Here is a 13,745-nt window from a genome sequence, read left to right on the forward strand (position 1 = left end):
GCTACTCCGTCACATTCCCATCAGCTTAGCACAACGTTTAATGTAGTCTCGGGGAGATTGGCCGGGAATACGGGGTACGGAAATAGCACCTGCACGGTTAAAGGCATCCTCCAGCATACGCTGAACACCCTCAGCCGCCGGATTGTCCCGAATAGTCCACACCGCGGCGAACCGATCTGCCACAGGCGAACCATCGTGCTCCAGCGTTTGCAGCAGCCGTACGATCCATGACGGCATCTCTCCATATTTTGTGGATGCGAATACAAAGAACATTCTACTGGTTCCAGGCAGCACCTTAAGTTGCTCTTCTTCTTCAATTACGTTCACCGTTACGCCGGTCAGCGATTCCAGACAGCCAAGCAGTTTGGAGGTATCCTCGTGATCGCGATAACCTTGTCCGCTTGGTATGAGAACAGTCACTGCCATACGATCGGCTTCCGTCTCTTCCTGCCTGCGCCCGCCAATTTCGAGCTTGCCTCCTGCCAGAATGCCATTCATCGTAAACTCGATCATCTGCTCGACAACTGCTGAATGCAACTCCTCTGTGCTGCCCTTCAACCCGGTAATCGATTGCAAATCGTCTTGTTCCCGGTAGTAAAACTGATTCATGATGCCCCATAAGGAAAACAAAAGCACATTCACATTGAGCTGCGGATTGATAATACCCGCTTCTTTCCACTTATTGAACAGCTGCGCCTTCTCCAGAAAATCCTGCGTCCATGTTGAGGATGCATATTTATTGAAGAGCTCGCCGCCCTCCAGCGTTTCCCAGTGAAAGATTTTGTACAAGTTAGGAAATTTGCATTTCAGTTTATAGTGAGTTCGAATATATTCCCGGATGATAGATTCCGGATCAAGCGCTTCCCAGGACCACTTTTGGACATGCTCCTCCCATTGCTTGAATAGAACCGTCAACACTTCCTGGTACAGCCTTTCTTTCGAATCAAAATAATAATGGATCAGCGCCTGGTTTACTTCCGCCTTCACTGCGATTTCGCTAATTCGCGTTCCTGCAAAGCTCCTCGTCGCGAACGCTTCTTCGGCAGCCATCAAGATGCGTTCCTGAACCGTCACCTTCACTTCTTCCGTTCCATTTGTTTCCAACAATTGTTCCTCCATTTCGGCTTCACACCATACGGGATAATCCGAATTTCGACTCCTTCATCCATTTCGCAATCACTTCCGGCAATTGTTCCATCTGCGAATCGAGTACATACAACCCCTTCGTTGGACAAGTCGCACCAACCTCGATCAGCAAGGGCCGTAAATAGGCATCAACAGCCAAGCTGTGGTTAGGAGCGCCGCCAACCATGACCGGAACGGCGAATTTGCCGTCCAGCGCATTCGGTGGAAGCGAATCGATAAACAATTTCAGAAGTCCTGTATAGGTAGCTTTATAAGTAGGGCTCGCAACAATAATGACATCGGAGCTGGCGATCGTCTCAAGAAGCTGCTGCAAATCCGGATGCCCCCATTGCACGAGCGCCGCTGTATAGTCCGCCAAGTCGATAACAGTACCATCAAAAGCTGTCTCATCCTTTTCCAGAAAACAGGAAACTTGTCTCGCAACTTCTTCGGCGATGGTGTAAGTTTTCGATTTTGCCTTCGGATTTCCTGCTAACGCTATTATTTTCAATGTCGTCATGCTCCTATTATATTCAATTTCTCGTATTTTCCTCTATAGAAAAGAAGCGGCTCTGTTACACCCTCCGTTTCATGAATGCCCGTACCCTCAGCTATGAATATTAAATGGTCTCCGCCGCGTACGACTTCTTTAACGGTGCATTCTACGCTGGCAAGACAGCCCTCAAGCACAGGAACGCCGGATTGTCCGATGAAATAAACGACATCCTCAAATTTCTCCGGTCCTCCCTTACTGGCAAACCTTCTGGACAGCTCCATTTGGGAGTCTGACAGCACATTCACGCAATACTTCTTGGAAGCAAGAAGCTTCGCAAGAGTTTCGCTCCGATCATCCACACAAATAAGCACCATCGGCGGATTCAGGGAGAGCGAAGTGAATGCATTTGCCGTCATTCCCGCTGGCTGCCCTTCTTCATCTAGCGTCGTAATAATCGTTACGCCGGTCGCAAACTTCCCCATTGTGTTTCTCCATGCCGTTGCATCCATATGGGCACTCTCCCTCGTATTATTGAAGCTTACCCTTTCGGGCTGTTGCAAATTTGCCAAGCGGTTAAGGCGTATACGATAGCTGCGTCAACCATATCGTCCACCGTCGGCTGGAACCGGGCCGGTCCGTAAGTGGCCGAAGGAATATTAAACATATTGAACACATTATGATCACGCCACATGCTGGAATAGATCGGATGGCTAAGTCCGGTTTCTCCGCGGCCTGTTGCATGGCTGGCTAAATGAATAGATTCATAGAGTGCCCGTATTTTATCCTTATCCGCTTCAAAGCCTTGTCTGTAGACGATCGGTTCGATTCGTCCTTCAAGCCCTTCCGCTTTCATTAATGCTTCCAGCTGCCGCTGCACATCGGCTATCGACTGCTTAGGCGTCAAATTAACCTCCAGATAAATGGCGCACACCTCACTGCCGCTGCCCATCATATGCGGATCACCGCCGCGAATCGCGCTGATTTGCACCTTTGGAACAGCTGTTCCAGCATGTGATCGGTACGTATTGACCTGCTCATATTCCACCGCCCAACGCTGCAACGCAGCGATCATGATCGCGACAGTCACAAGCGGACTCGGGTGATCTTTCAGCAAAGGCGGATGTTCCAGTACTGGAGTAAACACGTCCTCGCCATAAATATCGATGCGGTAACTGGCATGTCCGCAGGACATCCAAGTAATGCCGAAATCCGTTCCCTCTGCAGCGATAGCAAAATCCGGCGCTACGCCGCCATGCGTCATCATATAATGCGCCCCAATTTCTTTGCCATGAAACGTCGGGCCTTGAAATTCCTCCACATGCTCTGGACCAATCTCGCCCGGGCTAGCCGTCACATAAAGATGACCGGAGAGCGAAAGACCGGCTTTCTTGAGCGCCTTCGCGGCAATCAACGTACAGGACATCGGTCCCCGATCGTTCTCAACGGGACGTCCGGAGAATACGCCGTCTGTAAGACGCGCTTCCAGCCACTCCGGTCGTTCAACAGAGCCCGGACGATGCTTCCAGCTGTCTCGCCAATTATACTGCGGCGACTCCGTATCCAGATGACTTGTGAACAGCAGATTGCGTCCTGCGCTCGTGTCTTGGCCGCCGAGACGTCCAATAACGCTGAAGCGATCCTCGATCATTCCCACGCGTTTCGGCACAAGTCCTTCACGTTTCATCCATTCATAGACGTAATTGCCTGCATCTTTCTCATAGCCTGCAAGGCTTCGAATATTGCCCAGCTCCAATATAAGATGAGTCAGCTCCGCGCGGTCCACCGCTTCGCGTATCGCCTCTGCAGCTTCGCGCAGCTCCGTTCTGGAGATTCCCTCAATGCTTTCCGGTACCCTACTCATCGTCATTCACCATCCTTATTTTTGCGAAGAGCTCCAGCTAGCAAGTATATCATCAGCCGAAACGACCGTTGCAAAATTCAACGCCATCAGCTTCAACGAAATTTCATGAAGCTCTGGTTCATAAGCTGCGCATGCATCCGATACGACGAACATTTCGTAATCGCGCATGAAGCCGTCGCGAACCGTCGACTCGACACAGCATTCTGTCGTCACTCCCGTTACAATCAACGAAGTAACTCCCAAACGATTTAACATAAGCTCGATATTCGTTCCGACAAAAGCGCTGTAGCGCTGCTTGCCGATTGTATAATCCCCTGGCTCTAGACGGAGACGGTAATCCTCTGCGCCGAAGGTGCCTGCGCGGCATACCGCCGCGCTTGACGCATCGATTCCCTGCCTGGCGTACCAGGAGAGCATCGCTTTGGAATCGGTCTCCGGAGCAGTGAGCAGCCGGATGAAGATGACAGGAACGGCGGTCTGACGGGCCGCTGCGGCCAGATGTTCAATCCGGTCGACCGCTTTGTCCACGTCCGTCATATCCATGCCGAATCCCGCCATTTTGCCGTTTCCAGCGCAAAAATCATTCTGCACATCAACGATCAATAAGGCCGTTTGCTGCTTGGGCACATCCACTCTCAGATTCATCATAGTCGTTCCGACCCTCTCTTAATGGGATGCCCTAAGAGCAGGAAGCACCTTTTCACCGAAGAAGCGCAAGTCGTCTACATAATCAGGAAAAGTCAGCATCATGCCGTCAATGCCCGTCACTTCAATAATGTGTTTGATCCGTGTGACGATGGTTTCGAGGCTTCCGGAAATCGTTTCACACATAAACGCACTCTTCGCCCGTGCAACCATCGAGTTCTCGCGACCGTCCGGCTCAAGGCCATAACTTCTCAGCATGCCTTTGATAGCGCCGAAGTCGGCTCCTTCCTGATAGACACGCATACGCTCTTCAGCCAGCTCATCCGTAACTGCAGGAATGATCGAGAACATGGCATACGTTTTAACTGTTTTGTTCCGTTCTGCTGCCATTCTTTTCGCACGACGGCTAACTTCTGCCAGCTCCTCAAGGTCACGGCCTCCGATGAAGCAAGCGTCGGCCTCATCAATCGTAAAGCCCATCCCCTTCTCGGATTGTCCGGCACAGATGATTTCCGGACGCGGACTTTGCAGCGGCTTCGGATAGGACATGCAATCGTTCATCTTGAAGTATTCGCCTTCATGGGTTACGGAATCTTCTGACCACAGCTTCTTCACCGTTTGAATCCATTCCTTCGCCAGATCATAGCGTTGGTCATGATCCAAATGGTCAGGCCACATGTCCATTTGCGAAAATTCATTCGCGAAGGAGCCCGATACGACGTTCATGCCGACACGGCCGTTACTGATTTGGTCAAGCGTCGCGAACATTTTGGCTGCAACTGCCGGATTGTACAGCAGTGTGTGTACTGTCGCATAGATTTTTACGCGGGAGGTTGCTTCCGCCAGGCCAGCCATCAGCGTCATCGACTCAAGCGAAGTTCCCCAGTGGTTCGTCGTACCGCCGTATCCACGCCACTTGGCCATCGACATAATGAAATCAAGGCCGGTATCTTCAGCGATAATAGCTGCCGTTCTATTCTGTTGGTAGCTTCCGTCTATCCTTGGTGATGTCTCGGAAATAATCCAACCGCCGTTTGTAACCGGAAGAAAGACACCGAAATCAACGTTGTTATAATCGATAGTAGACATAGTTATTCACTCCAATGATTTAATTTAGGATTGAGGCCAGATCAGTTTCTCTCCATCATAGATGGAGTCGATAAAACGGTTATCCATGACATCGTTAACCTCGAGCGTTTTCTTGATGACTTTGGAAGCGAACAGCATCGAAATCTCACGTTGCCATTGATCGCTTGTTTGCCAAGCTACGCCATGGCCTTCTACTTTAGCGCCTGTGAGAATTTTGCTTTCAACGGACCAACGGTTCGTTTCAGCTTGAATGTCATAAGTAGATTGGGAACGTTTCTCCAACACTTTCAACGCTTCATCCGGATTCGCCAACGCATATTCATGTGCTTTGGATACGGCGCGAAGGAAATCTTTAACCGCCTCAGGATGTTTTTCCGCGAAAGCGCTGTTTGCTGCAATAACGCCAAATGAAGTATCAGCACCGTATTGGCCTGGATCGATCAGGCGCACTTTATGTCCTATTTTCTCCATAATATAAGGCTCATTGGATTTGTATACCGTCAAGGCGTCTACTTTACCAGAGCTAAGAATAGTTGGGTCATAGCCGACGGAAACACCTTTAATCTTCGTCACATCAACGCCGGAATTCGTGAACATGGCTTCATAGTTGGCAGGAAGCGCTCCGTGGTAACCTAGCGTTTTACCTTCCAAATCTTTCGGCTCTTTGATTGGTGAATCATCCATCACCATAATTGCGCCAATACCGGATGCGCTGAATGTAGCAATCCCTCTAATGTCTGCGCCGTTTGCTACGGATTGAATAACTAAGCTAGGTGTACCTGCACTAGCTATTTGCGCTTGCCCTGCCGCTAGAAACTTCATCCCTTCGGAATCAAGTCCCGGTTGAATTTCAACATTTAATCCAAGCTCTTTGAAGTAGCCCAGTTCATCGGCCATAACAGCTTCAATATCTGGCGCCGATGCCGCGTAGTAGTAACCGGTGATATACGTAATTTTACCCGCTTTTTCATTCTCCGCTTTACGTGCGGCCCAATCTGTACCCGACTCCGATGCTGCAGGCGTATTTGCGTTTGCATTTGCGGTTGCTTTCGCTGCTGCGTTATTACTTTCAGCCGGATCTGCTTTATTACCGCAACCCGCTGCTACCACCATTAAACATCCCATCAACAATACGGATACTACCCACGACTTCGTTTTTTTCGTTATCATCGTACATCCTCCACCCATCTATCTATTTTTTGTTCGAAAACAACGGGGATAACGGCTCAGTTAGCCGTTGCGCTGCTCAGACACATGCCAAGAGAGCACTTTGCCTTCTACCAAGCGAACCAGATTCGTCAGCGCGATCCCCATAATCGCCAGCATCAAGATGGCTGCAAACATTCGCTCCATTTGCATGTAGTTGCCGGCTAGCATAACCAGATTGCCAAGGCCCTCTGTCGCTCCGCTCCACTCGCCTACAACCGCACCGATAACGCTGAGGCTGACGCAAGTTCTGGCTGCAGAGAATAAGTATGGCAGACTGTTCGGAAGTCGAAGCTTCATGAAAATTTCGAGCTTGCTTGCATGAAGGGATCTCATAAATTCATAGTTGTTTTCGTCGATGGAGCGGAATCCAGTAATGGAGTTCACTAGCATGGGGAAGAAGGTAATGATTGCGGAAATCAATATTTTGGGCAAAGCCCCAAAACCGAACCAAATCATTAATAGAGGTGCAATCGCAACTACCGGGGTAACGTTGGCCAGAATTGCGATCGGGAGCAGTGTGCGCTCCAGCAGCCGCGAATGAGCCATGAGTATGCCGCCAATAATAGCAATTAGTGTGCCCATGAGAAATCCGATGACTGCTTCATACATCGTTACCCATGCGTGCGGCAGGTAGAATGTGAACTCACTGACTAGCTCCACAAGTACGGAGGAAGGAGTCGGCAGCACCAACGGGTTAACGTTGAACAGTCGAACGCCTAGCTCCCATAGGAGGAACAGCCCAATAAAGGCAAGCAACGGCGGGAAAAAGGATAATTTCGCGAACCAAGTCTTGAATCCCCTTCCTCTGGGACCGGCTGATTGAACCGGGTTTATTAACTTCACGGTTTCAACAGCTGTTGCCATGGCAGCTTCATTATCGCTTTCCAATATCGTCTGGCGCATCATATGCTCATCCCCACCTTTCACGTAATTGCCCTCTAATTAAACTAACGTAATGATGAAACTCGTCACTGTCTTCAATGTCGGGAGTACGCGGACGAGGCAAATGAATATCAATAACTTGCGATATGCGTCCTGGCCGGCTCGACATGACAACGACTTTGTCCGATAGCAGCACGGCTTCACGCAAGCTGTGCGTTACGAATATAACGGTCTTCTGATGTGTTTCCCAAATTTTCAGCAGCTGATAACCGATCATCTCACGCGTAATTTCATCTAATGCGGAGAATGGCTCGTCCATGAGCAGTATTGGAGCGCCGGAGCCGAAGGCTCTCGCAATACCGACACGCTGCTGCATGCCGCCCGACAATTCCTTCCCATAAGCATTAACGAAGTCGCCAAGACCAACTGACCTAAGCAGCTCCACCGGATCTTCCCGATCACTAAGGTTTATGCCGGCCTTGCGGTTAACCTCAAATGGCAGGTTCATATTTTCCAGCACGGTCCTCCAAGGAAATAAAGCGGGCGATTGCGGTACGAAGCCGAATTGCTTATCGGCTTGCGCCTGCTGCGGCGTTTGTCCGCCAACCGAAACCGTTCCTTCCGAAGCTTCTATTAAGCCACCAATAATCCGAAGCAGCGTTGATTTGCCACAGCCGCTTGGGCCGATCAGGCTAACGAAAGTTCCTTGCTTAAACTCTAGGTTTACGTCACGCAACGCATCCGTCATCTGTTCACGTCGTACAAAGCGTTTGAATACTTTTTCTACCTTGATGTCTGGCAATCAGCATCACCACTTTTGTTGGTTTTTTAAGAACCGCCTGTGTTGCAACTGCACGGTTTTAATCAGACTATTAAACAGTTAGTTAAATATTATTAACTGTTTAATTAACTATCTTTGATCGAATTTTAGCACGCGTCGTTCTTAGGTGTCAACTTATATTACACAGAAATAAATAATTTAATAAAACAGTCAAAAGAGGGTGTAATTCGAGAGCGTTTATGTAAGGTATTGAACAATTGTGCTGTATATTTGTTATGATACTTAACACAACTCATGCCAAACGGTAATAATAGGAAACTAAGCCCTCGAAGTCCAATTTAACGGAAGCACAAAAAAGGGCACGACCGAGAAACTGGTTGTGTCCTTTTTGCTGTTTGGGCCGAGGAGGGAAGTTCGTGGGAGAGTAAGAAGTAAATCCATTTAACTGTCCGTCGAACTGTCCGTTGAACCGTCCGTTGAACTGTCCGTTGATATATACGATTTTTCGAACATAATTGGCGGGATTCATGCAAAAAGACAAATTATATACGATTTTTCACATAGATTTTTCACCTTAGCCAGCCCAGGGAATTTTCTATATGATTTTTCATATATAATTCCAAGCATCGAAACAGAAACAGTACTCAAACCAAATCCGGACTTTGGATAGAACCCACATATTCATAGTAGTTGACTCGCCGGGACACTCCGCTGGCCACAGCCCGAAATTTCCCTTTATCGACCAGCATCCGGCAGTACTTGATGACAGTCATAATATGCAGTTCCAACTCCCTTGCAGCCTCGGATGGGCGAATGGCTCGATTATGGCGAATGGCCGCTCGCATCAAGTCTCGTTCAATCTTTGAATAGCGTTTCTCCACCATTCTTTTGGTTCCACTCTCAGCAGACAGATAAGGGAACAAGATGTTCCGCAATGCGGAGAGAATAAACGAGGGGTTCTCTTTTAACTCATCCAAAGAGATGTAGAAGACCGTACAGTCTTGAGCTTGAAGAAAAAGTCCCCGGTTCAAATCCATCCGATACTTGGTTCGATCCGTGCCGTGAGAGCCAAAGTCCATGATCTCAAATACAATACGTACAGCTCCAACAATCCACATAAAATCGACAAAGTAGGATCTCCCTCGCCAGTCCTTCACTTCATATTCAGGATGCAATCCATGGAAATGCCCGACAAGCTGCCACCAAATTTGTTCAACGAATAGTCGATTACCGAACCCATGGCCGCGTTTCAGAGCATCTAGACGTTCCCCTCTCCTTCGCTTAAGATGACCACCTATCCATTTATCGTGTTCGATCTCAAAACCCATTGCCTGATCACTCGCCTCTCCATATTTGTTTTAAAAAACACAAAACCCCGACTCCTTTCTGATTTAGAAAGGAAGCGGGGCATTCTTTGCCACTCGGTTATTGCGTGATATCGATAGTGTGCCACAATAATGTCAGAGAGCGCAACAGGAAAATGGATAACCACAAAATCCGGCTTAACTTTTAAGTCGGAAATGATTTCGATAGCCAAGCTCTTTCGAAATGAGCTCGGCATATTTTTTGACATAAAAGCTGTATTTATCGATATTTTGAGGGGTAAACCGGAACGAAGGACCTGCACAGTTGATTGAACCGATAACCGTGTTTTCATAAGAGAATACCGGCGCCCCGATCCCCGTTGTTCCATCGGTCGCTTCTCCGGATGTCATGGCGTAGCCCCGTTCGCGAATGCTTTTAATTTCGCCCTCTATATATTCGCGCGTCAGCGGCTTCAGTGAAGGAATGGAAGTCCAATCCACGTTCGATAATATTTTATCTCGTTCTTTTTGAGGCAGAAATGCCAAAATGACGCGGTTAGAAGCTCCAACGAACAGCGGCAGCCTCAGGCCTATCGGTTCCGATATTTTAAGAATTTGAGGAGAGTCGATACAATCGATATACACCCCTTCCTCGTTTTCCCTCGTGGCTAAAAAAACAGTTTCGTTTGTTTTTTGGGAAAGCTCCTCCATGAATGGCTTTGAGACGGAACGAAGCATGAGACTGTCCCACATCAAGAAACCGTACTTCATAACCGACAAACCGAGCTTATACTTTTTATTCTTATTATTTTGAGCAACGAATCCATGCTTTGACAATGAACTTAAAATCCGATGGGCACTTTGGACAGGCATATCAAGCTCTCTGCTGATTTCGGTGACACTCATCTCCTTCTCACTTCCTTGAGGGACAAGAATATCCAATATATGGACAGCCTTCGATATGACACCGCACATGTGATCCACCTCATTATTGTAGCTTTTTTAACATAAATATAACATGTTTTTTCTTCTCAACAAGTTGATTTTCCCGAATAGTGAGAAAATATTCGTTGCACAAACGAAAAATCCCTCAAATGATCATCCATTCGGGTGATTGTCTGCCTTTATTTCATAATAGAGCTACATGATATGTAATAATATTTAACACGAACTAATACGGGAATAAATTCACAAATCAATCGAAACTTGTTTGGATTTCGCTCTGGATACACAAGTCATCATGACATTTCGATTTTTCTTGTCCTGGTCGGTAAGGAAGAAGTCTCGATGATCCACTTCCCCTTCCTCCACTTCCACCTCACAGCTCCCGCAACCGCCTATTCGGCAAGAATACGGAGCTTCAATCCCTCTTTCCAATAAAACGTCAAGCAGACTGCGATCCTCAGGCACTTGAATCGACACCTTGCTTTTCGTTAGCATAACGTTGAACGGATGAGACGGACCCAGATTCGGAGGTGTAAAGAGCTCGAAGTGAATGCTCGCGTCCGGGTACCCATAGCTTTGAGCCGAATTCTTAAATTGATCAATCATTCCTTCCGGGCCGCATAAATAAACATGCGATCCTATCGGTTGATTCCACATGAGCAGCGTTGACATTCTTTGACGATCACTGGAGAAGTAAAAATGCGCCCGCTTGCCGTAATGGGATTGAATAAAGGAATAAAACGGACAATACTCGATTGAAGCAGCCGCATAATGAAGCTCGAATGATTTGCCGGCCGCTTTCATTTCGGCCATCATAGCCATGAATGGGGTAATGCCAATACCGGCCGCAATAAAAATGTGATGCTTCGCTTCAAAACTTAAAGGTAAATGATTTTTGGGATGGCTGATTTCTATCTCGTCTCCGACCTTCACTTTGGCATGCCAAAATTCCGATCCCCCTCTTGAAGCTTCGCTTAGTCTTACAGCGATCAAATATGAGTCCGTATTTCTAGGCTTGCCTGCGAGAGAATAATGCCGTTCAAGCCATTGATTGTTAGTTGGCAAATAAGTCGTAATATGCGCGCCTGCCGAAAAACGCGGGAGCTCCCTCTCGATCGGAACAAGCTTGAAGCTTTTCACGAGCGGCGTCTCTTCCGCCACTTCAGCAATCCTTACTTTGATTTTGGAGTTAAACACGAAAACAACACTCCTTACCCAGTGACATGGATATAACCTATGAACGCCTCAAGTCTTGGAGAATAATGATCGGAGACGATAAGCGCGGCTCCGCATTGCACGCAGGTCATTTCACTCTCATTCGGCTTCAGCTGCATTCTGTAGCAGCGGGCACAAAAGACGCTCTCTTCCTTCTCTCCAAAACCATATCCTTGAATCTCTTCATTCGAGTACCCCGCTTGACGGGCGATCCGCTTCACGCGCTTGTAAATAGACCAATCACAGAAGGTCATAATCCGGGTTCCTACGGTTTGAGACTCTGCGATTCGGGCCACTTTTTTCTCCCAGTCCCCGCGTATCGTTTGAAGCGAAATATCCATACGCTTGGCATAAGCCCTTAACGCTTCAGATGCCGTATTATCGCTTTGATTCATGCTGTAAAGCTGCAACTGTCCCCCTAATTCGGCCAGCGCCAGCAAGACAGGGAAAGCCTGCAGAATGCCGGAGCTATCGATAAACAGAAGGTGTTTGTTTCCATGCAGCGATACGGCCCTATCAGGCGCCTGCATACGAATTGTGCCGAATTTCGTATTCGCAATGATTTGCCTGTCGCCTTCAGAAGTTAATCGCAAATCGAAGTAGAGTTTTATTTGTTCCGCGAGGCCTGCATCCCACTTGAAGAAAGATACCGGCAAATTAAACCGTTTATCATTCATCCGGAAGCCAGTCATTATCATTCCGGCCACGGAAGAGATACTTCCTTCCAGAACCTCGGCGGTGAACACCCCATAAGATTTAGATAGAACCTCACCCTGCAATATCTCGCATTTTATTTCTTCCAATCCCACTCCCCCCATCGCCGCCGGGTCTTGTCAACTATACCGTCTCAAATATTCGATCAATAAGGGCTTATAGGAAATAAATCCTTTATATTCGGCTATCGGATCCGGTAGATCCTCCAACACCTTACAAAAGCGGTTCGCCCAAACCTTGTTGTCAATCAACTGATTAAACGGCAGCAGATGCGTATGAATGCTGAATAAAATTCCGTTGCTCCCGGGTATTCGGAACAGCCGCTGATCTTCGGTGCGAAAATGCATGATCTGGCCTACATTGTCCAAATTTAACCCAAACTTACCAGCACCCCACTCATCGAAAGCTTCAGTCGACGTATCCAATCTCGGCCCTACGTTAAGGGTCCAGTTCAGCCGCGTCCAAGGCTTGCCGGCTTCCATGCGCAGCAGAAACCCGCGAACCTTCTCGGCGAGCCCGCTGTCCGAGTAAATGGGTACCGGCGAATGGAACTGCAAATACGTCATGCCAAGATCGAAAGCAAGCGACCAATTAGCCGGAAAGCACAACTGACCCGCATCCATATATAGATCTCCGTCTCTTTGCTGTAGATAGATTAAATCCTCCTGAACATGGCGGCCGATGAACTTAAGCGGTTCATATGGAAGGGTAGAACAATCGCCGAATACAAATGTACATTCTTCGTCTAACAATCGGTTGTAAAATGTCCATCGATTCCCTGTTTTGTCCAGAGTAAAATAATTGCTGTGAACCATTGCCAGTTCGTTCATCAGCATGGCCATGATTTCCCATTGGGCCTCCATCGTGTGCGGCAGTGCCTGAAACGTGCGTTCCGGATAGAGCTCGAGCAGCCTTCGTTTCTCCTCGATTTCTTCATAATATTCGGGTGTAATATCCGTACAGACTGGCGGAACCAAAGCCGTTGAGTTATTAGAATAGCGGTATGAGTCACCTTGAAAAGGAAACGGAAAGCGTTCCAGCAGGGGGGCCGACTCGATTCCCATGATCAAGCTTCTCCTACTTTACGCAATCCACAGAAAAACCCGATCCCGTAATCCGGAGTGTCGAACGTAATTTGACTGCCTTTTTCAAAGAAGAGCACGTCGCCCGGCACTACTTTGACGGTATTCCCCGTTTCATCCGAAATCGACATTTCACCTTCTACAATGATTTTCATTTCATCGTAGGTATACGCGTACACAAGAGGCTTGGACTTCTCCAAACGGAAAAATCCGCTCGTAATTGTTTTTTCAGGATTGCTCGAACTGAGAACATCTCCCAAAAACGCCTTTGTGTCCGGAACGCCCATTGAGGGAAAATCCATTGTAATCGCTTTGTTGACTACTTTCATCGCCATTGTGTAATCCTCCTCATGCACTTCAGTTTTATGTTATTTAATATGACTTCATCATTACATGC

Annotated in this window: 15 protein-coding genes; all 15 read right to left on the reverse strand. The window is 47.9% G+C overall.

Annotated elements, in window-relative coordinates; all coding sequences use genetic code 11:
- Positions 1 to 9: 9 nt before the first annotated feature.
- The 15 genes from ACESLK_RS08380 to ACESLK_RS08450 all read right to left on the reverse strand — a co-directional run bounded on the left by ACESLK_RS08380 (position 10) and on the right by ACESLK_RS08450 (position 13,683).
- Entirely contained in the window at positions 10 to 1,104 is a 1,095-nt protein-coding gene (locus ACESLK_RS08380) for a TetR/AcrR family transcriptional regulator (RefSeq protein ID WP_373228800.1), read from the reverse strand.
- A 22-nt stretch (positions 1,105 to 1,126) separates the two neighbouring features.
- On the reverse strand, positions 1,127 to 1,636 hold the full coding sequence (locus ACESLK_RS08385; protein ID WP_373228801.1) for an NAD(P)H-dependent oxidoreductase: 510 nt from the start codon (positions 1,634 to 1,636) through the stop codon (positions 1,127 to 1,129).
- Between the two features lie 5 nt (positions 1,637 to 1,641).
- A complete protein-coding gene (locus ACESLK_RS08390; protein ID WP_373228802.1) occupies positions 1,642 to 2,130 on the reverse strand; it encodes a flavin reductase family protein in 489 nt (162 codons plus the stop codon).
- 29 nt (positions 2,131 to 2,159) lie between these two features.
- Positions 2,160 to 3,482: a zinc-binding metallopeptidase family protein gene (locus ACESLK_RS08395; protein WP_373228803.1), complete on the reverse strand. Its 1,323-nt coding sequence runs from the start codon at positions 3,480 to 3,482 to the stop codon at positions 2,160 to 2,162.
- Positions 3,483 to 3,497: 15 nt separating this feature from the next.
- The gene (locus ACESLK_RS08400; RefSeq protein WP_373228804.1) at positions 3,498 to 4,130 is read right to left on the reverse strand and encodes a cysteine hydrolase family protein; all 633 of its coding nucleotides are present in this window, start codon (positions 4,128 to 4,130) and stop codon (positions 3,498 to 3,500) included.
- Between the two features lie 18 nt (positions 4,131 to 4,148).
- Entirely contained in the window at positions 4,149 to 5,216 is a 1,068-nt protein-coding gene (locus ACESLK_RS08405; protein ID WP_373228805.1) for an LLM class flavin-dependent oxidoreductase, read from the reverse strand.
- Between the two features lie 24 nt (positions 5,217 to 5,240).
- Positions 5,241 to 6,386 (reverse strand): ABC transporter substrate-binding protein, encoded by a 1,146-nt coding sequence (locus ACESLK_RS08410; protein WP_373228807.1) that lies wholly within the window; start codon positions 6,384 to 6,386, stop codon positions 5,241 to 5,243.
- Between the two features lie 60 nt (positions 6,387 to 6,446).
- Positions 6,447 to 7,352, reverse strand: coding sequence for an ABC transporter permease (locus tag ACESLK_RS08415; protein ID WP_373228808.1), 906 nt, complete (start codon positions 7,350 to 7,352; stop codon positions 6,447 to 6,449).
- The gene (locus ACESLK_RS08420) at positions 7,336 to 8,109 is read right to left on the reverse strand and encodes an ABC transporter ATP-binding protein (RefSeq protein ID WP_373228809.1); all 774 of its coding nucleotides are present in this window, start codon (positions 8,107 to 8,109) and stop codon (positions 7,336 to 7,338) included. Before ACESLK_RS08420 ends, ACESLK_RS08415 begins: the two co-directional genes overlap by 17 nt.
- Positions 8,110 to 8,732: 623 nt before the next feature.
- Positions 8,733 to 9,416 (reverse strand): hypothetical protein, encoded by a 684-nt coding sequence (locus ACESLK_RS08425; protein ID WP_373228812.1) that lies wholly within the window; start codon positions 9,414 to 9,416, stop codon positions 8,733 to 8,735.
- Positions 9,417 to 9,590: 174 nt separating this feature from the next.
- Entirely contained in the window at positions 9,591 to 10,367 is a 777-nt protein-coding gene (locus tag ACESLK_RS08430) for an IclR family transcriptional regulator (protein WP_373228813.1), read from the reverse strand.
- 213 nt (positions 10,368 to 10,580) lie between these two features.
- Complete coding sequence (locus ACESLK_RS08435; protein WP_373228814.1) at positions 10,581 to 11,534, reverse strand: PDR/VanB family oxidoreductase; 954 nt, start codon at positions 11,532 to 11,534, stop codon at positions 10,581 to 10,583.
- A gap of 14 nt (positions 11,535 to 11,548) precedes the next feature.
- Positions 11,549 to 12,355: a dimethylamine monooxygenase subunit DmmA family protein gene (locus ACESLK_RS08440; RefSeq protein WP_373228815.1), complete on the reverse strand. Its 807-nt coding sequence runs from the start codon at positions 12,353 to 12,355 to the stop codon at positions 11,549 to 11,551.
- Between the two features lie 30 nt (positions 12,356 to 12,385).
- Entirely contained in the window at positions 12,386 to 13,330 is a 945-nt protein-coding gene (locus ACESLK_RS08445; protein WP_373228817.1) for a heme-dependent oxidative N-demethylase family protein, read from the reverse strand.
- Between the two features lie 2 nt (positions 13,331 to 13,332).
- Positions 13,333 to 13,683 (reverse strand): cupin domain-containing protein, encoded by a 351-nt coding sequence (locus ACESLK_RS08450; RefSeq protein WP_373228820.1) that lies wholly within the window; start codon positions 13,681 to 13,683, stop codon positions 13,333 to 13,335.
- Between the last annotated feature and the right edge of the window lie 62 nt (positions 13,684 to 13,745).

The organism is Cohnella sp. (genome assembly GCF_041640265.1).
GTDB lineage: Bacteria > Bacillota > Bacilli > Paenibacillales > Paenibacillaceae > Cohnella.